The 24293-nt window shown below is 34.6% G+C and carries 21 protein-coding genes and 1 pseudogene; all 22 read left to right on the top strand.

From position 1 onward, the window contains the following. The first annotated feature begins 62 nt into the window (after positions 1-62). The 22 genes and pseudogenes from BN358_RS25975 to BN358_RS05155 all read left to right on the top strand — a co-directional run bounded on the left by BN358_RS25975 (position 63) and on the right by BN358_RS05155 (position 24292). A complete protein-coding gene (locus tag BN358_RS25975; RefSeq protein ID WP_019226987.1) occupies positions 63-221 on the top strand; it encodes a hypothetical protein in 159 nt (52 codons plus the stop codon). Positions 222-239: 18 nt separating this feature from the next. Beyond that, on the top strand, positions 240-1520 hold the full coding sequence (locus BN358_RS05260; protein WP_019226988.1) for a pitrilysin family protein: 1281 nt from the start codon (positions 240-242) through the stop codon (positions 1518-1520). Further along, the gene (dut, locus tag BN358_RS05255; protein WP_019226989.1) at positions 1510-1941 is read left to right on the top strand and encodes a dUTP diphosphatase; all 432 of its coding nucleotides are present in this window, start codon (positions 1510-1512) and stop codon (positions 1939-1941) included. Before BN358_RS05260 ends, dut begins: the two co-directional genes overlap by 11 nt. A 122-nt stretch (positions 1942-2063) precedes the next feature. Beyond that, positions 2064-2297, top strand: a complete 234-nt coding sequence (locus BN358_RS05250; RefSeq protein ID WP_019226990.1) for a YlmC/YmxH family sporulation protein — start codon at positions 2064-2066, stop codon at positions 2295-2297. An 85-nt stretch (positions 2298-2382) separates the two neighbouring features. After that, positions 2383-3297 (top strand): ATP-dependent Clp protease proteolytic subunit, encoded by a 915-nt coding sequence (locus tag BN358_RS05245; RefSeq protein WP_019226991.1) that lies wholly within the window; start codon positions 2383-2385, stop codon positions 3295-3297. Positions 3298-3384: 87 nt separating this feature from the next. After that, on the top strand, positions 3385-5814 hold the full coding sequence (locus BN358_RS05240) for a DNA translocase FtsK (RefSeq protein WP_019226992.1): 2430 nt from the start codon (positions 3385-3387) through the stop codon (positions 5812-5814). Then, positions 5814-7151 (top strand): 30S ribosomal protein S12 methylthiotransferase RimO, encoded by a 1338-nt coding sequence (rimO, locus tag BN358_RS05235; RefSeq protein WP_019226993.1) that lies wholly within the window; start codon positions 5814-5816, stop codon positions 7149-7151. Before BN358_RS05240 ends, rimO begins: the two co-directional genes overlap by 1 nt. Further along, positions 7138-7692 carry a CDP-diacylglycerol--glycerol-3-phosphate 3-phosphatidyltransferase gene (pgsA, locus tag BN358_RS05230; protein WP_019226994.1) on the top strand — a complete coding sequence of 185 codons (555 nt, stop codon included), beginning with the start codon at positions 7138-7140 and terminating at the stop codon, positions 7690-7692. The genes rimO and pgsA overlap by 14 nt, the downstream gene beginning before the upstream one ends. Before the next feature lie 169 nt (positions 7693-7861). Beyond that, on the top strand, positions 7862-8893 hold the full coding sequence (recA, locus tag BN358_RS05225) for a recombinase RecA (protein ID WP_019226995.1): 1032 nt from the start codon (positions 7862-7864) through the stop codon (positions 8891-8893). Between the two features lie 527 nt (positions 8894-9420). Continuing rightward, complete coding sequence (rny, locus tag BN358_RS05220; protein ID WP_019226996.1) at positions 9421-10959, top strand: ribonuclease Y; 1539 nt, start codon at positions 9421-9423, stop codon at positions 10957-10959. Positions 10960-11085: 126 nt separating this feature from the next. Beyond that, positions 11086-12519 (top strand): adenylosuccinate lyase, encoded by a 1434-nt coding sequence (gene purB / locus BN358_RS05215; protein WP_019226997.1) that lies wholly within the window; start codon positions 11086-11088, stop codon positions 12517-12519. A gap of 97 nt (positions 12520-12616) precedes the next feature. Beyond that, positions 12617-13315, top strand: a complete 699-nt coding sequence (locus BN358_RS05210) for a flavodoxin family protein (RefSeq protein ID WP_019226998.1) — start codon at positions 12617-12619, stop codon at positions 13313-13315. A gap of 19 nt (positions 13316-13334) precedes the next feature. Next, positions 13335-14939 carry a gamma-glutamyltransferase family protein gene (locus BN358_RS05205; protein WP_019226999.1) on the top strand — a complete coding sequence of 535 codons (1605 nt, stop codon included), beginning with the start codon at positions 13335-13337 and terminating at the stop codon, positions 14937-14939. Position 14940: 1 nt separating this feature from the next. Further along, the gene (locus BN358_RS05200) at positions 14941-15156 is read left to right on the top strand and encodes a flavodoxin domain-containing protein (protein WP_019227000.1); all 216 of its coding nucleotides are present in this window, start codon (positions 14941-14943) and stop codon (positions 15154-15156) included. 347 nt (positions 15157-15503) lie between these two features. Beyond that, entirely contained in the window at positions 15504-16874 is a 1371-nt protein-coding gene (locus BN358_RS05190; protein ID WP_019227001.1) for a M48 family metallopeptidase, read from the top strand. Between the two features lie 196 nt (positions 16875-17070). Next, complete coding sequence (locus tag BN358_RS05185) at positions 17071-17610, top strand: hypothetical protein (protein WP_019227002.1); 540 nt, start codon at positions 17071-17073, stop codon at positions 17608-17610. 79 nt (positions 17611-17689) lie between these two features. After that, positions 17690-18316, top strand: a complete 627-nt coding sequence (locus BN358_RS05180) for a peptidylprolyl isomerase (protein WP_019227003.1) — start codon at positions 17690-17692, stop codon at positions 18314-18316. 86 nt (positions 18317-18402) lie between these two features. Next, positions 18403-19392 (top strand): DUF4003 family protein, encoded by a 990-nt coding sequence (locus BN358_RS05175; RefSeq protein ID WP_019227004.1) that lies wholly within the window; start codon positions 18403-18405, stop codon positions 19390-19392. A 119-nt stretch (positions 19393-19511) separates the two neighbouring features. Further along, a pseudogene (msrB, locus tag BN358_RS05170) lies at positions 19512-19955 on the top strand (peptide-methionine (R)-S-oxide reductase MsrB); the annotation flags it as partial. Between the two features lie 45 nt (positions 19956-20000). After that, positions 20001-20843, top strand: a complete 843-nt coding sequence (locus BN358_RS05165; RefSeq protein ID WP_232233025.1) for a VanW family protein — start codon at positions 20001-20003, stop codon at positions 20841-20843. A gap of 91 nt (positions 20844-20934) precedes the next feature. Next, positions 20935-22026 carry a PstS family phosphate ABC transporter substrate-binding protein gene (locus tag BN358_RS05160; RefSeq protein WP_019227007.1) on the top strand — a complete coding sequence of 364 codons (1092 nt, stop codon included), beginning with the start codon at positions 20935-20937 and terminating at the stop codon, positions 22024-22026. A 127-nt stretch (positions 22027-22153) separates the two neighbouring features. Next, positions 22154-24292 carry a GLUG motif-containing protein gene (locus BN358_RS05155; protein ID WP_019227008.1) on the top strand — a complete coding sequence of 713 codons (2139 nt, stop codon included), beginning with the start codon at positions 22154-22156 and terminating at the stop codon, positions 24290-24292. The last annotated feature ends 1 nt before the right edge of the window (position 24293 follow it).

Here is a 24293-nt window from a genome sequence, read left to right as displayed (position 1 = left end):
TATTTATTTGGCAAATCATAAATAGACCCTTTTAATAATACATTATTATAAGGGGGATTTTTATGAGATTTTTTTTAAATAACATAGCGTTTATCAGAAGAATTATAGTAATAATTCTTATGGCAGCAATTATTGTGCTTCTATTGGCTACAAGGTGCAGCAATTCTAGGATGAGATTTTTAAGCGAAGTTTATGCTTATGAGCTGTTAGAATGCAAATGATAAAATAATGGAGGAAATATGATTAAGAAACACACTTTGGATAACGGCATCAGAATTGTGATGGAAAAAATAGATTATGTAAAATCTGCATCCATTGGAATTTGGGTTAATGTGGGTTCAAACAATGAAAATGAAGAAACAAACGGATTGTCTCATTTCATTGAACACATGCTTTTCAAAGGAACAGAAAACAGAAAGGCAAATGAAATTGCAGAAGATATTGACAACCTCGGGGGTCAGCTCAATGCTTTCACAAGCAAAGAATGCACATGCTTTTACGTTAAGGTGCTTGATGAAAATATAAAAGACGCTGTAGACATACTTTCTGACATGTTTTTCAATTCCTTGTTCCAGCAGGAAGAAATAGACAAGGAAATATCAGTTGTAATAGAAGAAATTAAAATGTATGAAGATTCTCCGGAGGACGTTGTACACGATAAGCTTACAGAGTTGATTTTTAAAAACAGTCCTATGGCTTACAACATTCTTGGTACAGAAGAAAATTTAAAAACATTCACAACTAAAAAAGTTGTGGAATACATGAAAAAGAACTACACACCTTACAACACTGTTATTGCAGTGGCAGGAAGCTTTGACGAACAAGAATTCGTGCAGATGATCAACGAGAAATTCAAGGACTGGAACAATGACAACATTAAGCACGTTGATCCGGAAGCAGAATACAAAAGAAGCGTTGTGGGTGTCAACAAGGATTTAGAACAACTGCACATGTGTATAGGAAACAAGACAATCGGAAGACACGATAAAAATTACTATCCTCTTCTGGTGCTGAACAACCTTTTCGGCGGGACAATGAGTTCAAGAATATTCCAGGAAGTCAGAGAAAAAAAAGGGCTTGTGTATTCAATTTATTCCTTTGTTTCTAATTATTCCAACACAGGAATTTTCAGCATTTATGCAGGAATGTCCTACAATCAGGCAGAAGATGCTTTGAGGACAATTTTAAAAGAAATGATAAGCATTAAAAATGGAAACATCTCTGATGAGGAGTTCAACAGAGCAAAACAGCAGATTAAAGGAAACTACATACTGGGCCTTGAAAGTACATCCAGCCGCATGTCATCCATAGGGCGAAGAGAGCTTTTATACAATGAAATACAATATCCTGAAGAAGTGATTGAAAGTATCAACAACGTTAAAAAGGAAGATGTTTTAAATGTTGCAGCAAAGTTGTTCGACATTGATAGTTTAAGCATAACATTTACAGGAAATCTGAACAAAAACAAAGACATTGAAGATAAAATAAATAAAGTGCTTGGAGAAAAATATGAAGATTAAAATTGTTAAAAACAATCCGTTCAAATTACCGGAATATGAAACTAAAGGTTCAGCAGGAGTTGACCTTCAGGCAAATGTTGAAAGCCCTGTTGTTTTAAAACCAATGGAAAGATATCTTGTGCCCACAGGACTGTTCATTGAAATACCACAAGGCTATGAAGCACAGGTGAGAGCAAGAAGCGGTCTTGCAATAAAACACGGCATAAGCCTTGTTAATGGAATAGGCACAATTGATTCCGACTACCGCGGAGAAATAAAGGTTATTTTAATAAATCTTGGAGAAAAAGACTTCACCATCAATTCAGGAGACAGAATTGCTCAGATGGTATTTATCAAACATGAACAGGCAGATTTTGAACTGGTTGAAGAATTAAATGAAACCGAAAGAGGAGCAGGCGGTTTCGGCCACACCGGCGTATAGTAAATTAAGAATTAAGAGTTAAGAATTAAGAATTAATAGCAATAAAAATTTCAGAGTAGCTGAAATTTACCACAATTCTTCATTCTTCATTCTTCATTTTTCATTGTAAAAGGGGGGATATTGTGAAGCTCAGCGAACTTTACAGCAAGGAAATAATAAACGTGGACACAGGAGAAAATTTGGGGATTTTTGGTGACTGTGACTTGGTTATTGAAGAAAAAACAGGAGAAATAATCAGTTTTATTTCCGGAAATTCATCACATTTCGGATTTTTCAAGGAACCGAAAAGAAAAGAAATATTGTGGAAAAATATAAAAAAAATCGGCAGTGATATGATAATCATTGAAAACGAATAGAAATTTATGATGCGGTGAATAAAATATGCAAAACTTCAAAGAATAATCAGGATATCAAAAACCTGATTATTTTTTTGGAGGTAATATGGAAAACAAGAATATGCAAGTTAATAATAAAGTGGCATTAAATAATTTGGACTTAAGTATGAAAACAAATATTTCCGGCAACAATCAAAATGAAAGACAAAGTTCAGTACAATACTCAAACAACATTAATAAAAACTCAAACAGCAGGTACGAAGGCAACACAAATCAGGACGGAAGAACCAACATAAACAACAATCAAGAGCCGGCAAACCCATTTTTGTTCAGCGGAAGCAACAACAAAAATGATTCTGATTCCGATGAGCAGCTTGAAAATGTAAAAGAAGTCGGTAGCGTAACAGACATAAATCCTGTGAAGGATATTTGCTTTATAAGCATCATAGGAGAAATTGAAGGACACAATTCACTTCCTCCACAGAGCAAGACAACAAAGTACGAGCACATAATACCTATGATAATAGGTGCTGAAATGGACCCTCAGATAAAGGGAGTTTTATTGCTTATAAACACCATAGGAGGCGATGTGGAGGCTGGTCTTGCCATATCAGAGCTTATTGCAAGCATTACAAAACCAACCGTATCACTGGTTCTTGGGGGAGGGCACAGCATTGGAACAGCTCTTGCTGTATCAGCAAGATATTCTCTTATTGCACCAACAGGAACTATGACAATACATCCCATACGCACAAACGGTTTTGTAATAGGTGTTCCTCAAACCTTCAGATATTTCCAGAAGATGCAGGAAAGAATCACTAACTTCATTGTTTCTAATTCAAGGGTAAACAGGGAAGCTCTTCTTAAGTACATGTATGACACAGATGAAATAGCTAATGATGTGGGAACAGTATTAAATGCTGATGAAGTTGTTGACATAGGGCTCATTGACGAGATAGGCGGATTCAGCAGCGCTATGACTATACTAAGAGATTTAATCGACAAAAATAGCAACTCATGATGATTTTGAGAGTCAAATAATCATTGCGGATTAGCGTTGTAATATGATATAATTAAATTTAGAAAAAACAGGGGGACGCTGTATCAAATGGCTAAGTCACAAACTGAAAATAAAACAAAAGCAACTGTAAGAAAAAAAAGTACAAGCACAAAATCATTGAAAAATGACAATGTTGAATTGCTTAAAAAAGAAATAATGGGGATTTTTATTGTAGCTTTTGCTGTGTTTTTAATAGTTGTAACATCCAAGGAAAACCAGACAGGCATCGTAGGAAAGACAATAAACTTATTTACCCATTCTGTTTTTGGCAAGGGTTCGGAAGTTCTTCCGTATTTTATTTTGACAATAGGAATAATGCGTTTATTGAATATAATAGTATTTAATGACAGCAACCAGGTTGTTGCTGTACTTGGATTTTTTACATGCTACATCATGTATTCAGCTCTTTCCAACAGCAGTATTTACAGTCTGCTCACGGGAACAAGCACTTTTAATGAAATAATGAAATCTTCCATTAACAATGGCATAAATAATCTAGGCGGAGGCCTGATTGGAAACCTGCTCACGTTTATTTTTGTTAAGCTGGTGGGAAAAAACGGAACCTACATAATTCTTGGGGCGCTTTTATTCTCATTCTTCATACTTCTGACAAACCAGAGCTTAATTGGAATTTTTAAGCTAGTAATGGGATACATACAGAAATTTGTGAGAGCTATATACAATTTCATGTTTACGGAAACAGAAGATTCACAAAAGAAAGCTCAATCAAAACAGGAAAAAAAGACAAAAGAACTTGAGGAACAGGAAAACATAAAAATTTACGATTATTTAAACCCGTCTTCTGATAGTAAGAAAGCAGAAATTACTCAGCTTAAGCTTGATGACTATAAAAAAGATGAATCAAAATTATTGCAGGAAGCTCAGCAAGTCAGAAAGACAGAAACAAAAGAACCGGTAATTCATGACATGCATGACAACATAGCAGCAGTTGAAGATAAAAATCAGGAAAAAACCGAAGATAAGAAGATTAAGGAAAAATTCGAAGCAAAAGAAATTACTGATGACATCATAAACATTGCAGGAGTAAAGGCAGACAAATATAAACTTCCTCCAACATCTCTTTTAGATCCAATTCCACAGCAGGCAAAAGGGGACAAGGAAGATTTGAAGAAGGACGGAGAAAAACTTATTGAAACGCTGAACAATTTCAATATTCCGTGCAATATCACGCAAATAAACAAAGGTCCTACAATAACAAGATATGAGATTCAACCGGCACCGGGAATAAAGGTAAGCCGAATCACAGGGCTTTCAAATGACATAGCTCTTGCCCTTGCAACTTCAGAAATACGTATGGAAGCTCCCATACCGGGTAAAGCTGCCATAGGAATTGAAGTACCAAACAGGAACAAGACCAGCGTTTATTTAAGAAGCCTTATTGAGTCAAAAGAATACAAAGCAGTTTCTTCAAACATTCCTTTTGCTCTTGGAAAAGACATTGCCGGCAAAAATATTATTGCAAGCATTGACAAGATGCCTCACCTTTTAATAGCAGGAGCAACAGGTTCAGGTAAGAGCGTGTGCATCAACTCACTCATAATGAGCATTTTATTCAAGGGAAAGCCTGATGAAGTAAAACTTATACTTGTGGACCCAAAGGTAGTTGAACTGAGCGTCTATAACGGACTGCCTCATTTATTGATACCTGTTGTTACAGATCCCAGAAAAGCTGCTAATGCTCTTAACTGGGCGGTTTCAGAAATGACAAACCGCTACAAGGTTTTTGCATCTAACAGCGTAAGAGACATTCATACTTATAATGAAAAGATGCTTAGGGAAAATGGCGAAAAAATGCCGCAGATTGTAATAATAATAGATGAACTTGCAGATCTCATGATGGTTGCTTCCACTGAGGTTGAGGAATACATCACAAGAATTGCCCAGCTTGCAAGAGCCTGCGGCATACATCTTGTAATTGCAACTCAAAGACCTTCTGTTGACGTTATAACCGGTGTTATAAAGGCTAATATACCATCAAGAATAGCATTTGCTGTTTCATCCCACATAGACTCAAGAACTATACTTGATACGGGGGGGGCAGAAAAGCTTCTGGGCAAGGGAGACATGCTTTACCATCCAATGGGGCTTCCAAAGCCTGTTCGTATTCAAGGAACATTTATATCAGATGATGAGATTAAAAGAGTTGTAGAAAGCATAAAGGAACAGCAGATAGAAATAAAAACAGGCAAACAAAACGAAATAATAGAAGAAATTGAAAAAGCACAGGTACAAGATGAAGATGCTGACGAATTCCTGGAACAGGCAATTGAAATGGTTGTTCAGGACGGCCAGGCTTCAGCTTCGTACATTCAGAGAAAGTTCAAGGTTGGTTACTCGAGGGCTGCAAGAATCATTGACCAGCTTGAAGAAAGAGGCATTGTGGGCGGGCACGAAGGAAGCAAACCTCGTAAGGTACTTATAACAAAAGAAGAATTAGACGAAATGAGAGGAAATTAATGAAGAAAATTTACATGCATTCCCTGGGATGCTCAAAGAATCTTGTGGATTCAGAAAACATGCTGGGTATATTAACAAAAAAAGGATACAAAGTTACAGACTATGCTGACAAGGCAGATTACATCATAATCAACACATGCTCGTTCATAAACGACGCTCAGCAGGAGTCTGTAAATGCAATCATATCAGCAGCAGACATAAAAAACAATGTGAACAAGAAAGCCAAAATAGTTGTTACAGGCTGTCTTTCTCAAAGATTTGGTGAAGAGCTTGCCAAGGAAATTCCTGAAGTGGATGTGATAATAGGAACAAGCGGATTTGAAAAAATCGATGAATACATCGATGAATATGAAAAGAAAAAAGAGCTGGTTGTTGACACAAAAATTGAGCTTGACATCGATATGGATCTTCCTAGAAACCCTTTGACTTCAAAGTGGTACGCTTATCTGAAAATTGCTGAAGGTTGCTCCAACAACTGCACTTACTGCGTTATACCGCAGCTTAGAGGCCCTTACAAGAGCCGTAAAATAGAAAGCATAGTTGAAGAAGCAAAATCACTTGCTAAAAATGGAGCAAAAGAAATAATTATTATCGCTCAGGATACAAGCAAGTATGGACTTGATATTTACAATGAAAGAAAGCTTCACGAAGTTATACAAAAAGTATCGGAAATAGAAGAAGTCCAGTGGATAAGAGTACATTATCTCTACCCAGAAGATATTTACGATGAACTGATTGATGAATTTAAAAATAATCCAAAGCTTCTTAAATATTTTGACATACCAATGCAGCACATAAATGACAGAATTTTAAAAAGAATGAACCGTAACACAAGCAGTAAAGAGATTAAGGGTTTAATTGAAAAAATAAGAAAAGAAGTTGAAGGTGCTGTAATCAGAACTTCTCTCATAACAGGCTTCCCTGGTGAAACTGAAGAAGAACATGAAGAACTGAAACAGTTTTTACTTAAGTACAAGCTTGACAGGGTAGGAATATTCAAGTATTCAAGAGAAGAAAACACTCCTGCTTACAAACTTCCGGATCAGATTGATGAAGAAGTTATGGAACAAAGACACAATGAACTCATGGAGCTTCAGCTTGGAATATCCTACGAAAACAGCCTTTCAAAAATCGGCAGAACATATGATGTTCTCATTGAAGAAAAAGATGTGGAGAACATATATGTGGGAAGAACATACATGGATTCCATAGAAATTGACGGCTGTGTATATGTTACATCTGATGAAGAACTTGTTATAGGCAATATTTACAAAGTCAATATAAATGATGCCTTAGAATATGATTTGATAGGAGATGTGGTTGATGGATTGGTTTAAAAAAATGAATTTGCCAAACAAGCTTACAGTTCTCAGAGTTTTGGCAATACCACTGTTTTTGTTTTTTCTTTATGTTACAAAGGGAGTGTTCCGCTTTTTGCCTCTTATAATCTTCATAGCTGCTGCAGTAACTGATGCAATTGACGGATACATTGCAAGAAGAGATAATTTAGTAACTGATTTCGGTAAGTTCATGGATCCTTTGGCAGATAAACTTCTGACGGCTTCAGCATTTATTGCGTTTGTTGAAATGGGATACATGAGCGCTTGGGTTGTTGTGCTTATAATTTCCAGGGAGTTTCTTGTTTCAGGCTTCAGAACCCTGGCTGCTTCCAAGGGAGTTACAATAGCTGCAAATCCATGGGGCAAGATTAAGACTGTTTTCCAGATGATTTTGATTGTTGTGGTTCTTTTTAACTACACAGGATATTTTGCATTTACAAACGGCTGGGTTAATCCATTAGTTGCTGTAGTTGTTCTTTTGACAGTAACTTCAGGTGCAACTTACATTTATGAAAATATGAATGTTATAAGGGATTAAAGTATTAAACGCCTCAACAGAGGCGTTTTTGATTAAATTATTGTGAGCGAGAGTATCCCGGAAACGTTCATGAGTTTAAAATATAATGAACGGCATAAGTTTTAGTTGACAAGGCAAAGATTTATATATATAATTAAAGAGAACAAATGTTCTAAGAAGGAGTCGTGAAATGGAAAAAGATAAGGCCCTTGAGCTGGCAATTGCTCAAATAGAAAAACAATTTGGAAAAGGTTCTATAATGAAGCTTGGAGAAAATGCCAAATTGAATATAGAATCCATACCAACAGGTGCGCTGCCTCTTGACATTGCAACAGGAATCGGCGGAGTACCTAAAGGAAGAATCATTGAAATATTTGGACCTGAGTCATCTGGTAAGACAACAGTGGCATTACATATAGTAGCTGAATCACAAAAAAGGGGTGGCATAGCAGCATTCATAGATGCAGAACACGCCCTCGATCCTGGATATGCCAAAAAACTTGGAGTTTCTATTGAAGATTTAATTATATCCCAGCCGGACACAGGAGAGCAAGGACTTGAAATTGCAGAAGCTTTAGTAAGAAGTGGTGCTGTGGATGTAATAGTTGTTGACTCTGTTGCAGCTCTTGTTCCTAAAGCTGAAATCGACGGAGACATGGGAGATTCTCATGTTGGTCTGCAGGCAAGACTCATGTCACAGGCTTTGAGAAAGCTGGCCGGAGCCATAAGCAAATCTAACACAGTTGCCATATTTATAAATCAGCTCCGTGAAAAGGTAGGCATAATGTTTGGAAATCCTGAAGTAACAACCGGCGGACGAGCACTTAAATTTTACTCATCAATGAGGCTTGATGTAAGAAGAATCGAATCATTGAAAAAAGGCGATGAAGTATATGGAAACAGAACAAGAGTAAAAGTAGTGAAAAATAAGGTTGCTCCTCCATTCAAGCAGGCTGAATTTGACATTATATACGGCAAAGGAATATCAAAGGAAGGCTGCATTCTTGACATGGCTGTGGAAGCCAATGTTGTTAACAAAGCAGGGGCATGGTATTCCTACGAAAGCAACAGGATAGGCCAAGGGAGAGAAAATTCAAAGGAATTCTTGCTGGCTAACCCTGAGCTCATGGAAGAAATAGAAAAGAAAGTAAGAGAAAAATTTGAAATGGGAGACATTAATTTAAGCTCCGACGATACTGAAAAAAATGATTTAGATGATTAATAGGCACTCATGTGCCTTAGACTTATTGACAAACTTTGACGCTGTCATCCTGAACGATAGTGAAGGATCTCATCTTTGTTGAAACATGAGATTCTTCGAGCAAGCTCTCAGAATGACAACGTCAAATATATTCTTTTATAATCAACCTTAGGCACTCATGTGCCTTTTTTTATTGTTTGCAATATTTTTAATCTCTTATTTCATTAACAAATTATTTTATGCAACAATTCGCCAAAAATTATATAAAAATTCATATTCTTGCAAAATAAAGATTACCGAAATATAAATATGTAAACTAACATAGCTTGTCAGAAGTTTATAAAACGCCTAAAATTGCAAACTTTAACATTATATCTTGACATTGGGCATAAAAAATTATAAAATATAGTATATTCAAGTATAAAGAAATAACTTTTACTATTTAAATATAACTTAGAAGATAAACATTTTTTATTTTTCATACTATAGGATATGTAAAGAATGTATATATTTCGCAGCTTGAAAATTTAATATTGGGAGGTGCTGAATTGTTATTCAAAGAAGTAATAGTAGGTATTATCTGCGCAATAATAGGTATAATTGTAGGAATTATAGTTCGTAAAAATATATCTGAAAGCAAAATAGGTAGTGCTGAAGAAGAAGCTAAAAGAATAGTTGATGATGCAACAAAAGAAGCCGAAACAAAGAAAAAAGAAATACTTGTTGAAGCAAAAGATGAAGCTCACAAAATGAGAAATGAGTACGAAAGAGAAAACAAAGAACGCAGAAACGAATTACAAAGATCAGAAAAACGATTAATTAAAAAAGAAGAAATGCTCGACTCCAAAAGTATGCTTGTTGAAAAGAAAGAAGAAACGCTTCAAAAGAAACTAAAAGATATTGAAACAAAGCAAAATAAGTTAGAAGCGATTCATGAAAAGCAGGTCGAGGAATTAGAAAGAATTTCCGGATTGTCAACAGATGATGCAAAGAACATGTTAATCGACAATATCAAGAGGGAAGCGGAACAAGAAGCCTCAATAGCAGTCAAAGAAATTGAGAGAGATGCCAAAGAAACTGCAGACAGAAAAGCACGTGAAATTGTTACATATGCAATTCAAAAATGTTCTGCAGATCATGTAGCGGAAACAACTGTATCAGTAGTTGACTTGCCTAACGATGAAATGAAGGGCAGGATTATAGGAAGAGAAGGTAGAAATATCAGGGCTCTTGAACAACTTACGGGTATAGATATAATAATAGACGACACACCAGAAGCCGTAGTAATTTCTGGATTTGATCCTATTAGAAGAGAAGTTGCCAGAATAGCTCTTGAAAAACTCATTGCAGATGGAAGAATACATCCTGCAAGAATTGAAGAAATGGTTGAAAAGGCCAAAAAAGAAGTTGAACAGCAAATCAAAGATGAAGGTGAACAAGCAACTCTTGACACCGGTGTTCATGGTCTTCACCCTGAACTTGTAAGATTGCTGGGAAGATTGAAATTCAGAACAAGTTACGGTCAGAACGTATTGAAACATTCTGTTGAAGTATCATATTTGGCTGGAATTATGGCAGCTGAATTAGGCGCTGATGTTAAATTGGCTAAGCGTGCAGGTTTATTGCATGACATAGGCAAGGCAGTTGACCATGAAGTTGAAGGACCTCATGTTACAATAGGCGAAGATTTGGCTAGAAAGTATAAAGAAAGCAAAGCAGTAATAAACGGTATTGCAGCTCACCACGGAGATGTGGAACCTCAGTCTGTTGAAGCAGTATTGGTTCAGGCAGCCGACGCTATATCAGCAGCAAGACCGGGAGCAAGAAGAGAAACACTTGAAACTTATATCAAGCGTTTGGAAAAATTAGAAGAAATTTCGAATTCATTTGAAGGGGTAGAAAAATCTTTTGCTATTCAGGCAGGAAGAGAAATTCGTATCGTAGTTAAACCAGAAGTTACAAGCGATGCAAGCATAATCCTCATTGCTAAAGACATAGTTAAGAAAATTGAAGAAGAAATGGAATACCCTGGACAAATTAAAGTAAATGTCATAAGAGAAACAAGAGCAACAGAATATGCAAAATAAATAAAACGAAATATACGGAAGTAAACAAATTTATTGTTTACTTCTTTTTAATTTAGTTATAGAATATTAAAAAAAGCAATTAAGAATTAAGAGTTAAGAATTAAGAATGAAGGTAGGAAAGATTAAATGTCAAGAGATACATATGAAAACCCGTTAATAACCCGCTACGCAAGCAAGGATATGAGTTACATTTTTTCAGATGAAAGCAGATTTTCCACATGGAGAAAACTTTGGATTGCATTGGCTGAAGGAGAAAAAGAATTAGGACTTAACATAACTGATGAACAAATAGATGAAATGAAAGCAAACATTTATAATATTGACTACGACCTTGCAGCTAAAAAAGAAAAAGAATTCAGACATGACGTAATGGCTCATGTCCATACTTTTGGCACCGTATGTCCTAAGGCAATGCCCATAATCCATCTTGGAGCAACCAGCATGTATGTGGTTGACAACACTGATGCCATACTCATGAAGGAAGCACTTCTTTTAATTAGGAAGAAACTTGTAAATGTTATTAAAGTATTATCTGATTTCTGCATGAAGTATAAAGATGTGCCAGCCCTGGGATACACACACTACCAGCCTGCCCAGCTTACTACAGTAGGCAAGAGAGCCAGCCTCTGGCTTCAGGATCTGTATCTTGATTATGAAGAAATCAATCACGTAATAGATATGGTTAAATTAAGAGGAGTAAAGGGAACTACAGGAACTCAGGCAAGTTTCATGAGCTTGTTTGACAACGACAGTGAAAAAGTGAAAAAACTAGAAGAACTTGTGGTCGCTAAAATGGGCTTTAAAGAAGCGTTTAAGCTTACAGGGCAGACATACACAAGAAAGGTAGATTTTTATGTGTTGGCTGCTTTAAGCGGAATAGCGCAGAGTCTTCACAAGGCTACCAATGACATAAGAATTCTCCAGAGCCAGAAGGAAATAGAAGAACCGTTTGAAAAAAGCCAGATAGGGTCTTCGGCCATGGCATACAAAAGAAATCCTATGAGAAGCGAAAGAATTGCATCGCTTTCAAGATTTATCATATCAAATGAAGCAAACATGGCAAACACCGTAACAACACAGTGGCTTGAAAGAACATTAGATGACTCTGCAATAAAGCGCCTGAGCATTCCTCAGGGTTTTCTGGCAACAGATGCAGTGCTTGGAATTGCCATAAATGTTTTCAATGGAATGGTTGTAAACGAAAAAGTAATTGAAAAGCACATTCTTGAAGAACTGCCGTTCATGGCAACTGAAAATATAATCATGGAAGCTGTTAAGCGCGGCGGAAACAGACAGGAACTTCATGAAGAAATAAGAGTATTGTCCATGCAGTCTGCAGAACAGGTTAAAAAATTCGGAAAGCAAAATGACCTCATAGAAAGAATGTATGGAAGTAAAATAATAAACATGACTAAGGAAGAAATAGATACAACTATAAATCCTTCCAATTATATAGGAAGGGCACCTCAGCAGGTGGAAGAGTTCTACAATGAAACTATAAAGCCAATATTGGAAGAAAACAAAGAACTGCTAGGTGTAAATATAGAACTTAACGTTTAATATTAGTTTGAAAGGTGACATTTAAATAAATCATCCGGGCAATGACTTTTAGTTGTTGCCCTTTTTATAAATATTTATAAATAATAAGGAGAGGGAAATGAAAGTAGCTGTTGTTTATGGAACTGAGCATAAAGGAAGCACTTATAACATAGCTCAATTATTTTTAAAAAAACTTGAAAATGAAATTACTGAAGTGACTGAATTTTTTCTTCCCAGAGACATGTCAAATTTCTGCAGAGGCTGCGCTTTATGTTTCATGAAAAATGAAAATTTATGCCCGGATTTCGATCAGGTGAACAAAATCAAGGAGACAATGGAAAAAGCAGACTTGCTGATTTTCACAAGCCCAGTATACGCATATCATGCTTCAGGGCAGATGAAAACGTTGCTTGATCATTTTGCATATCAATGGATGGTTCACAGACCAAATAAAACAATGTTCAAGAAAATGGCGCTTGTTGTTACCACTGCAGCGGGAGCCGGCATGAGGAAGACAAATACAGATATGATCGACAGCCTTTCTTTCTGGGGAGTGGGAAAAATTTATAAGTTTGGAAAAGGCGTTGCAGCAATAAACTGGGACGGAGTCAAAAAAGAAAACAAGGATAAAATTGAAAAAAAAGTTGACAAAATAAGTTCGAAAATCATCAGCACTTCAAAAAATGTAACACCAAATTTAAAGGTTAGAATTTTGTTTTACTTAATGAGGTATGCCCAGCGGGGCGGAGGGTTTAACCCAGCTGACAACAATTATTGGAAGGAACAGGGATGGCTTGAAGGAGCAAGACCCTGGTAATTCATAATAGGAGGATAACATGGAATACAATCCATCTGAATACAAGTACAATTCTAGAAGAAACTTAGTTTACGGACAAAAAGGCATGGTTGCTACATCACAACCTCTTGCAGCTCAGGCAGGACTTGAAATTTTAAAGAAGGGTGGAAATGCCGTGGATGCTGCTATTGCCACTGCAGCATGTTTGACAGTTGTTGAGCCCACATCAAATGGTATTGGAAGCGATGCCTTTGCAATAGTTTGGTTCAAGGATAAACTACACGGGCTTAACTCAAGCGGTTATTCTCCATACAGCATTTCCATAGAAAAATTAAAGGACAGAGGCCTAAAGGAAATTCCAAAATACGGAGTTATTCCTGTAACAGTTCCGGGAGCTCCTGCTGCATGGGCAGAGCTTTCTAAAAAGTTCGGCAGATTATCACTTGAAGAAGTATTAAAACCAGCCATAAGCTATGCAAGAAACGGATTTGCAGTTTCAGTAACTGTAAAAAATGCATGGGATAGAGCTTTTAATATTTACAGCGGTCAAAATGGTGAAGAATTCAAAGGATGGTTTGATACATTCACAAAAGACGGAAGAACTCCAGGGTATGGCGAACTGTGGAAACTGCCATGTCATGGAGACACCCTTGAATCCATAGGAAGAACAAATGCTGAATCCTTTTACAGAGGAGATATAGCTGATAAAATTTCATATTTTTTTGAAAAGCACGGCGGATTTCTTTCAAGAAAAGATCTTAACGACTACAAACCACAGTGGGTTGAGCCAATCAGCGTAAACTACAGGGGATATGACATATGGGAAATACCTCCCAATGGACACGGCATTGTTGCTCTCATGGCGCTTAACATATTGAAGGGATATGAATTTTCCAAAAAAGAAGATGCAGATACAATCCACAAACAAATTGAAGCAATGAAACTTGCCTTTGCAGATGGCAGGAAGTACATAACAGACAAAAATCATATGACAACAGAAGTTGAAAAACTATTGTGTGACAGTTTTGCAGAAAAAAGAAGAGATTTGATAAATGATGCAGCTCAAATGCCGGAAGCAGGGGATCCGGACAGCGGAGGAACAGTTTATCTTTGCACTGCTGACGGCGATGGAAACATGGTTTCTTACATACAAAGCAACTACATGGGTTTTGGCTCAGGCATAGTAGTACCAGAAACAGGCATAGCTCTTCAAAACAGGGGACATAATTTTAATTATGACAACAATCATGACAATTGTCTAGCTCCTCACAAAAAACCATACCACACAATAATACCCGGATTCATAACTCATGGCTGCAAACCAGTAGGACCTTTCGGAGTTATGGGAGGATTTATGCAGCCACAGGGCCATATGCAGGTAGTTATGAACATGATAGATTTTAACTTAAATCCACAGGAAGCACTGGATGCACCAAGATGGCAATGGATCAAAGACAAGAATATTGAAGTGGAATACGATGTTCCCGTTCATGTTGTTAAAGAACTTATAAAAAAAGGACATGAAATAAAAATACAAACAGATGAAACATCTTTTGGAAGAGGGCAGATAATAATCAGAACAGAGGAGGGGACTTTGTGCGGCGGCACAGAAAAAAGAGCCGACGGTCACATAGCAGTGTGGTAAAATGAAGACTTTGATTGTGTATTATTCAGCTTACAGAAAAAATACCGAAAAAATAGCAGAATGTATGGCAGGACAATTTAGCGGAGATTTAGTACATGCAAAAGACTACAATGAAAATGATATTGATAATTACGACATGGTAGGGTTTGGTTCAGGCGTTTACAATCAAAAAATGCATCCGTCAATTTTTAAAGCAATTGAAAAATCAAATTTATAAAACAAAAATACTTTTGTTTTTTCAACAAGTGCTGTTGGTATAAAAAAGTACAATAATGACGCTATAAAGCTTCTTTTAGACAAAAACGCAAAAGTTGTAGGAAGCTTTTCCTGCAGAGGCTTTTTTACAACAAAAATTTCTTGATATCTTTGGAGGCACTGCAAAAGGTCATCCTAACAATGTGGATTTTCAAAATGCAGAAAAATTTGCAGAAAACATTATAAAGGAAATCAATTAATATTTAACATTAAAAATATACACAAATGTTATTAATTGCCGATATGTTATAAAATAATTGCATGATATAATCATTTATCTATGTATATTTAAATTTGCAAGGAGATAAAATGACAAAAGAATTATCATTAAAGAACTTAATTCACAAAGATGAAAAAAGATATTTTACAGTGGCACTGATAGTCAGCATTATAATTTATGTATCATTACTATTTTATTTGGAAGGATTGGGAGTGCTTTTATTATTAACTGCAATTTCTTTATTTTCAAATGGATTAATGATAGCCCGCATTAGGACAAACGGAGTACGCTTAAGTGCTAATCAATTTCCTGAGGTTTATAATAAAGTTGTTGAATTATGTAACTCTATGGAAATACAAAGTATTCCAGAAGTTTATGTAATTGAATCAGGCGGAATATTAAATGCATTTGCTGCAAAATCATTTAGAAAGAATATAGTTATTTTATATTCAGACATATTTGATTTGATAAATACTGAAAACAATGATGAATTATCATTTATAATTGCTCATGAGCTTGCTCATATTAAAAGGCGGCATGTAGCTAAACATCTGTTTATTTTGCCGGCTATGTGGATTCCTTCGCTTGGAAATGCTTATTTAAGAGCTTGCGAATATACCAGTGACCGCATTGCTGCTTATTATATCAATAATTCAGAAGCTTCTATGAATGCACTGACAATACTTGCAATAGGCAAGACATTGTTTAATAAGGTTAATCGTGATGAATATCTTCTTCAACACAGCAAAAATAAAGGTTTTTTAAATAAAGTAGCTGAAAAAAGCTCCACACATCCTTCATTGCCTAAAAGAATTTATGAAATTAAAAACTATTTTGAGAATAATTTTAATCCCATTGAAAAGAATTTTAAAAAAATATTATCATCATCAATGTTAGTTCTTGTGGTAGGTATTATAGCATTTATTGTAATAAAGTATAACAATAATATAATGATGGCAGCAGATAACTTTTTATCAGATACACTTGTTGAAGAAGACGCAACAGCTATTACTGAGGCAGTAGCTGAGAGTGATGTTGAAAGGGTCAACGAATTATTAAATGATGGAATGTATGCTGATGTACAGGACATGGACGGATGGACGCCACTAATGTGGGCAGCTCAAGATGGTGATGTTGAAATTATGAATATTTTAATCCGGGCAGGAGCCGATCCAAACATGGTTGATTATTATGAAGAAACAGCGTTAATAAGAGCCATATACAGTCAAAATGTTGAAGCAATCAATTTATTGCTATTATCTGGCGCTGATCCAAATATGGCTGACTCTTCTGGTTGGACTCCATTGATGTTTGCAGCAGCCAACGGTGTTATTGAACCTGTTGAAGCATTATTAAATGGCGGTGCTGATCCGGAATTAAAAGATGCAAATAATTTTTCTGCATTTTTATATGCAAAAAAATACGGATACAATGATATTGCAGATTTATTAAAACAGTAATAAGAGAATTAAATTCATGTGATAAATAAATTAAATCTATAGCTAAGAGCTGAGAGAAATTCTCAGCCTTTTTTTATTAAAGGAACATAACGTACTGGTAAATCGTCTATTTATATGTTAGGCTATATTATGAAGAGCTTTGCATTAATAATATGGTGTATATCAATTTAACTGTTTTAATAGAGGGGGGATAGTAGTGAGAAAATCAATACTTTTATTTGCGGTGATATTAATGACATTAGTTCTTGTGGGGTGCTCTTCAAATTCCATGAAAGAACCGCCGGAGTTAGTAATTAATATTGGGGATAAGGAAATTGAATATATTTCAGCTAAAAATAAATGGAATGGAAGTATTTATGATAGAGAAGATACATTTGTTACAATATTAAAGGAACAAAAAGATATTCCTGTTTTTGAAAATGACAGCATTGTTGAAATAGCTTTTAAAAGCAATCCACCTGGCAAATTTACTGTTTCGGATATTTTAATTGATAAAAACGGACGGCAAATTTATACGGACAAAGAAATAAAAAATATTCCCGTAGAATTAGTTGACGGTAAGTATGCTTTTGAAATAGAGAATCATTTTGCCTCAGCCTTAAGTTCATATTATGAGCCAAATAAACAAGAATTGAGAGGATTCAGGATGATTGCTTCCTGGGGTGAAAATGAATGTGAATATGCTTTTGTTATCAAGACATATTCTGCTTCAGAAAATATAAACCGAAAAAATTAATTAATAAATTAATAGCAATGTAAATACCTGAAAGTTTTAAATATCACATTAAAATATTGTTTAAATTTAAGGAGAAATTATGAAAATTAAAAATGTATATTTAATATTACTTATTATTTCACTATCAATATTTGGATTAGTGGGTTGTAATAAGAATGATTCTAAAAATGAAGAAATTGGAAGTGATACTGGTTCTGGATCAAGCTTCAAAGCCACTCATAAAGTAGAAATAGAAGTAGAAAACTATGGAACTATTTATGTTGATTTAGATGCAGAGAGTGCTCCGATTACAGTAAATAATTTTGTTAAATTAGCTGAAGAAGGTTTTTATGATGGATTAACATTTCATAGAATAATTTCCGGTTTCATGATTCAAGGAGGCGACCCTCTGGGGAATGGCAGGGGTGGTTCAGATGAGAAAATTAAAGGTGAATTTGCTGAAAACGGAGTAAATAATACGTTGTCTCATACAAGAGGAGCCATATCCATGGCTCGTTCAGATGATTATGACAGCGCCAGCTCTCAATTTTTTATTGTTCACGAAGACAGTACTCCATTAGATGGCAGCTATGCGGTTTTTGGTTATGTTACAAAGGGAATGGATATCGTTGATAAAATATGTGCCCAGACACCGGTGCAAGATAAAAATGGAACCGTACTCAAAGAAAATCAGCCGGTTATTAAATCAATTAAAGTAATAAAATAATATGATAGGGTTCATTCCGGCAAAGAAAAAGAAAAAATCAGGATGTTTTATTAGTTCGAGTTCCTGAATCCAGAGGGGGTAATACAGTGAATGATTTGTTAAAACAAAGATGTGAACTGTTTGTAAGAAACAGAGATGTAATGAAGGAAAATTTCAGATGGGAAAATTCAATGATGTTTCCGTTATGTGCAAGTATTTACACAGAACGCGGATTGGAAATGCATGCAGACAAAATTAAGCTGTGCAAGGAAATAATAAAGACTAATACAGGAATTTTTTCAAGCTTTAAAGGTATTCCATTTATGGCTTTGGTAACATTGCTTTCTTTAGAAGATTATCCTGAAAGAAAGTTTTCAGAAGTATTAAAAGTATATGATATTTTAAGAAATGAATTTCATTCGTCATCATATTTGCCTTTATCAGCATTCATTATTTCATATATATCAGAAACCGATGATTACGGGAGAATAGCTAAAAAATCCAAGGACATTTATAACAAGATGAAAAACGAACATCCATTTTTGACTTCAAATGAGGATTGCAGTTATGCGGTATTAACTGCATTAAGTAATTTAAACGAAGATGAAGCTATAAAGGAAATGGAAAAATGCTACCATATTTTAAAAAGTAAATTTTTCTCATCAAATGCTGTGCAGTCACTTAGTCATATTTTGGTCTTAGATGAAAAAAACGCAGTTGACAAATGTAATATTACCATTGATATTTTCGATAAATTAAAAGAAAAAAATTGTAAATTTGGAACCGGCATTGAACTTTCGGTGTTAGGCTTGCTTGCCATAACAACAGAAGATATTGATACAACAATTAATGAAATAGTTGAAGTAAATGAATATCTTTCATCTATTAAAGGCTTTGGCACTTTTGGAATAGGAAAGACTCAAAGGATTATGTATTCAGCTATTTTAGTTTCACAAGAATATCAAAAACAATTTTCTAAACATGCAATGAATATTGCAGCAGTTAACAGCATAACAAACTTAATTATTGCACAACAAGCTGCCATGACAGCAGTTATAGCATCCAGTGCAGCTGCTTCATCAGCAAATTCTAACTGATATTAGACTATAATTTCATATAAATAGCAATTCGTATTGCAAGTATGCTCATTGTAGGATAAAAATGTATAAAGGAGTAGAAAATGAAAGATAGAAATATTAATGTTAACACTGAAGAATATAAAAAACCCAATGATGATGAAATTAAGAAAATGCTTTCTAAAGAGCAATATGATGTAACCCAAAAGAATAACACAGAACCTCCTTTTCAAAATGAATACTGGAGCAATAAAGAAAAGGGCATATATGTTGATATAGTTACCGGAATGCCTTTGTTTGTATCTTCTGATAAATATGATTCCGGCTGCGGCTGGCCCAGCTTTACTAAACCAATAGATAAAAACGCTATTGTTTATAAAAGAGATACATCCCATGGAATGGAGAGAACAGAAGTCAGAAGTAAAAACGCTGAATCTCATTTAGGTCATGTTTTTTCAGATGGGCCTATTGAAGAAGGCGGTTTAAGATATTGTATAAACAGTGCATCATTGAAATTCATACCATTGTCTCAAATGGAGGAAAATGGATACGGCGATTATATTGAATTGATTGATGTAAAATAGAGTGACTTACCATTTGAATTATTGTTAAATATAGAGTGGGATATTATGAGTGATATAAATAATTTAAAACCAATAAAAAGAAGCAAATGTCGGTTATTAGTAGGGAAAGTTTATTATACATTGTCCCGTTACTTGTTATGGCATTGTGGAAAATTTAAATTTGCTAATCAGAAAAGTGAACAATCATTAAAATTTGAGTGTTATTCACATATGTCTCCGCTATTTAGAGAATTAAAGGAAGTAGATATGCAATATCAGTATAATAAAATCATTAACCTGAAAATAGCTATAAAAAGGATTGATGGTATTATTATTAAACCTGGAGAAACATTTAGCTATTGGAAGCTAATCGGCAAGCCAACATCAAAAAAAGGGTATGTTCCTGGAATGGTATTGTATTGTGGCAATTACACTATGGGTATTGGAGGAGGGTTATGCCAACTTTCAAATTTGATTTATTGGATGACTCTTCACACTCCATTGACTGTTGTAGAACGTTACCGTCATTCTTTTGATGTATTTCCTGATTCAAAACGCACGCAGCCTTTTGGCAGCGGAGCCACATGTGTTTATCCATACAGAGACTTAATGATTAGAAATGACACTGCAGAAGACTTTCAGCTAAGAGTTAATGTAGGACATTCTTTCCTGAAAGGCAGCTGGTTATCAAACAATAAACCAATTTATACATATGAAATATTTGAAAAAAACCATCAGTTCAAGAGTGAATTCTGGGGTGGCTTTAGCAGGCACAATGAATTGTACCGCAGACGATACACCATAACAGGTGAAATAATAGATGAAGAATATATAACAGAGAATCATGCTTTAATGATGTATTCACCGTTTTTAGAAACAGATTCAGATGTGGGAAAAGTTCATGAATAAAGAACGAAGCGGGTTTATAAGTAAAATTATACAATGATGATGGGATAATTTTATTTTAGCTATTCAATAAATTATTATAAAGGTGGTTTATATGAAAAAGAAAAATATTTTTGTAGTATTCATTTTTATAGTAGCAATATTTATGATTTTTTTAAACAGAATAAATAAAAATGAAAAAGGTATTCCCGATAAAACAGGCTCATGGGCACAAATTAATCAAAATATACAAAGAAGCAGTAATTGGCAGCAATTTGTAAAAGACAGTGAATTTAAGCTGGGTGAAAGAAGGGTGAAGGGAAGCTGGAATACTCCAAACGGTAAAGAAGATTACTATGAAATTAAGTTTGGAACATATCCAAGCCTTGATGGATCAACAGTTGCAATACCAATGGCAGTTGAATTTGCAAGGCAGCACCTGGGATTTTCAGATGAAGATGCCAATGATTTTGCTTCATTTTCAACAACTCATTATGCATATGAAAATTTAATATTGAAGCAACCTAACACGTTGGGGATGATAAGAACCACCAATACTTTTTTAGATGAATATCACCCTGTTGATTTAATTATTGTAACTGAGCCTTCAGATGAAGAAATTAATTTAGCAAAAGAAAAAAATGTTGAAATGATAATAGAACCTGTTTGTTATGATGCATTTGTTTTCATAACACATAAGGATAACGCTGTTGATAATCTCACTATTGATCAAATACAAAAAATATATTCCGGTGAAATTACAAATTGGAAAGAGGTTGGGGGAAATAATCAAGAAATCAAGGCATATCAAAGAGAACAAAATTCAGGCAGCCAGACTGCTATGGAAAATTTAGTAATGAAGGGTATACCTATGCTTCCGCCAAATATAATTAAGATTGCAGCAGGAATGGGAATGCTTGTTGATGTTGTCGGAGAATATGAGAACAGCCAGGCAAGTATAGGATATACATATAAATATTACATAGATACTCTATATAAGAATGAAAACATTAAAGTTCTTAAGGTGAATGGTGTTTCACCTGAAAATGAAAATCTAAAAAATAAAACGTATCCATTCACTACTAATTATTATGGGGTTATACGCAAGGAAGATGAGCAAAATACTGCAGGTAAGTTTTTAAAGTGGATGTTGTCGTCAGAAGGACAGAAATGCATTGAACAAGCAGGCTATATACCATTAAACTAAAATTAGGTTAGAATATACTCTTTTTTTATAAAACAAAACTTTTAATAATGTAAATATGAGACTATGATTAAATTGAACTTTGTAATTTACTTTAATAATCTTGATGGCAACTCCATCTGGAGGTACAATGAAAAAAATCATTCTATTAGTTTTAATTATGATGTTGTTAACATCAGCATGCACTAAAAATGTGCAAAATACTGTTAGCAAGGCAAGTGGTAATGTAGCGAAAGAAGCAGATAATAATAATACTGCACTTGAAAGTACTGAAAACGTTGCCTTAGATTCAGAAGTTGATTATTCTAAATTACATGAATTCGTTGCTTTAAATACAGAAGTTGATTATTCTAATTTAAATGAATTTGTAAAGCAATATGAAAAATTTGCAGGAGGCAATTTAAATGATTTAACGCCGGTATTTTTTACTATAGGTATTTTACACGAGCTAAATAAAGATGAAGAGTTTAAAGATGATAATTTTTATACAATGCCTTATGAAAAGGTAAAAGAGATGGCACCTTTGTTTTTTAATGATGAGCTCATTAAATATTATGAAAATGATCTTTATGCTTCGGATTTTAACACATATAAGGATATCATTCTTGAACCATTTGAAATATGTGACAGTGGCAAAGAAATAAGTGTTTTATATGGTCGGTTCATAAATGATGAAGAGGGCAGATGTCATTGGCTTTACCCTGTCAGATATACAGTAGAACCCTATATTCTTAATGAAGATGAAATACCCTTGATTTTTTCTGACGTTTTTAAAGACGGAGAACAAAGATATAGAATACTAAATGTTGAAAATTATGATTTTAAAATGGCTGAAGAAATATATTCAAGCAATGGATATAGTGAGCTTTTTGAGCAAAAGGAATATGAAATATACAGCCCAGAAGATATTATCGAAATGTCAAAAAGAGTAAACAGCAAAATTTATAATGAATTAAATGCAACATATATACTTAAAAATGATATAGATATGAGCAATGTTGATGGGTTTTTACCAATTGGAAAGAGCAATTCATATAAATATCCTGATCATAGGGATCCAAATAGCAATGGATTTTCAGGAATTCTTGAAGGAAATAATTATACAATATCTAATTTAACCTACATGGGGGAATCTTCCGATAGTGATTTGACCGAATTTATTGGATTTTTTTCTATTTTGGGTAAGGGTGCACATATTAAAAATTTAAATATAGAAAATGCCAAAATAGGATATAAAAATGAATGTTCTAATGTATCAGCAGGAATACTTGCAGGTAGGATTATATGTACAAAAATTGAAAACTGTAGCGTCAGTGGAACGGTTAAAGGAATTTATGATGTAGGCGGACTTGTTGGTTCTTCATCATTTGATTTAGAAGATATATACAGTGAAATTATAAATTGTAAAGCAGATGTAGAAGTATTTGGCGAGAATTGGATTGGAGGTTTATTAGGCAGTGATTACAGGACGATTGTAAGAAATTGCAATGTAGAAGGAATAGTTACATGTGATAAATTTACCAATAGCGCCAATATGCCAATAGGTATTGGAGGACTTATCGGTCACAATATTGAGGCTGAAATAAGAAACTGCGGAGCAGATGTATGGGTTAAAACAATGGTAAATGCAAGCTGTGTCGGCTCTTTTGCTGGGTTAAATGAAGGATATACATATGGGTGTTTTTATAATTCCGATATTTCTAACTGGAAGGCTATAGGAGACAGTCCAAGAGAAGAATTTCAAAATAATATAGTTGGTCTTTCCAATGATGAGTATAGCAATAGGATGTTAATTTATCCGGAGTTTTATCCTTTATTTGAAAAAGCAACAGAGGCCTGGGGATGGTTCTGGGTTGATACTATGCCATTAGAAGTAACATATGCATATGGCCCTAACGGTGAAATCACAGTAGAACACAAAGAATATAACGAAGTTGATTATAAAGGTATAGAAACATTGAAAGATTTGGAGAACTATTTAAAGACAATTTTTTCGGATGAAAAGGTTGAAGGCATGCTTAAATCGGGCAGGTATTTTGATGTAGACGGTAAATTGTGTACCGTTGCTATGGGGAGAGGTACTAATAACAGCTATGGCAAAATAGTTGAGGTAAATAAAAACATTATAAATGACACCAAAATCGAGTATATTGTTCATGTTGAAAAATTTGGTGATTATCAAGAGTTAAAGGGATATGAAGAATTCACTTTTGTTTACGAAAAAGAAGGGGACAGATGGGTATTTACTGAATTTCCTGCTTGGTGGTAAA

Origin of the sequence: Sedimentibacter sp. B4 (assembly GCF_000309315.1) — a bacterium.
Taxonomy (GTDB): Bacteria; Bacillota; Clostridia; order Tissierellales; family Sedimentibacteraceae; genus Sedimentibacter; species Sedimentibacter saalensis.
This window is presented reverse-complemented; position numbering and strand designations above follow the sequence as displayed.

Bases quoted from the DNA above. Each gene is read 5' to 3' on its own strand.
- pgsA (WP_019226994.1), top strand. From the start codon at position 7,138: ATGGATTGGTTTAAAAAAATGAATTTGCCAAACAAGCTTACAGTTCTC.
- BN358_RS05205 (WP_019226999.1), top strand. From the start codon at position 13,335: ATGGAATACAATCCATCTGAATACAAGTACAATTCTAGAAGAAACTTA.
- recA (WP_019226995.1), top strand. From the start codon at position 7,862: ATGGAAAAAGATAAGGCCCTTGAGCTGGCAATTGCTCAAATAGAAAAA.
- BN358_RS05155 (WP_019227008.1), top strand. From the start codon at position 22,154: ATGAAAAAAATCATTCTATTAGTTTTAATTATGATGTTGTTAACATCA.
- BN358_RS05240 (WP_019226992.1), top strand. From the start codon at position 3,385: ATGGCTAAGTCACAAACTGAAAATAAAACAAAAGCAACTGTAAGAAAA.
- BN358_RS05190 (WP_019227001.1), top strand. From the start codon at position 15,504: ATGACAAAAGAATTATCATTAAAGAACTTAATTCACAAAGATGAAAAA.
- BN358_RS05160 (WP_019227007.1), top strand. From the start codon at position 20,935: ATGAAAAAGAAAAATATTTTTGTAGTATTCATTTTTATAGTAGCAATA.
- BN358_RS05260 (WP_019226988.1), top strand. From the start codon at position 240: ATGATTAAGAAACACACTTTGGATAACGGCATCAGAATTGTGATGGAA.
- BN358_RS05165 (WP_232233025.1), top strand. From the start codon at position 20,001: ATGAGTGATATAAATAATTTAAAACCAATAAAAAGAAGCAAATGTCGG.
- rimO (WP_019226993.1), top strand. From the start codon at position 5,814: ATGAAGAAAATTTACATGCATTCCCTGGGATGCTCAAAGAATCTTGTG.
- purB (WP_019226997.1), top strand. From the start codon at position 11,086: ATGTCAAGAGATACATATGAAAACCCGTTAATAACCCGCTACGCAAGC.
- BN358_RS25975 (WP_019226987.1), top strand. From the start codon at position 63: ATGAGATTTTTTTTAAATAACATAGCGTTTATCAGAAGAATTATAGTA.
- BN358_RS05245 (WP_019226991.1), top strand. From the start codon at position 2,383: ATGGAAAACAAGAATATGCAAGTTAATAATAAAGTGGCATTAAATAAT.
- dut (WP_019226989.1), top strand. From the start codon at position 1,510: ATGAAGATTAAAATTGTTAAAAACAATCCGTTCAAATTACCGGAATAT.
- BN358_RS05210 (WP_019226998.1), top strand. From the start codon at position 12,617: ATGAAAGTAGCTGTTGTTTATGGAACTGAGCATAAAGGAAGCACTTAT.
- BN358_RS05180 (WP_019227003.1), top strand. From the start codon at position 17,690: ATGAAAATTAAAAATGTATATTTAATATTACTTATTATTTCACTATCA.
- BN358_RS05200 (WP_019227000.1), top strand. From the start codon at position 14,941: ATGAAGACTTTGATTGTGTATTATTCAGCTTACAGAAAAAATACCGAA.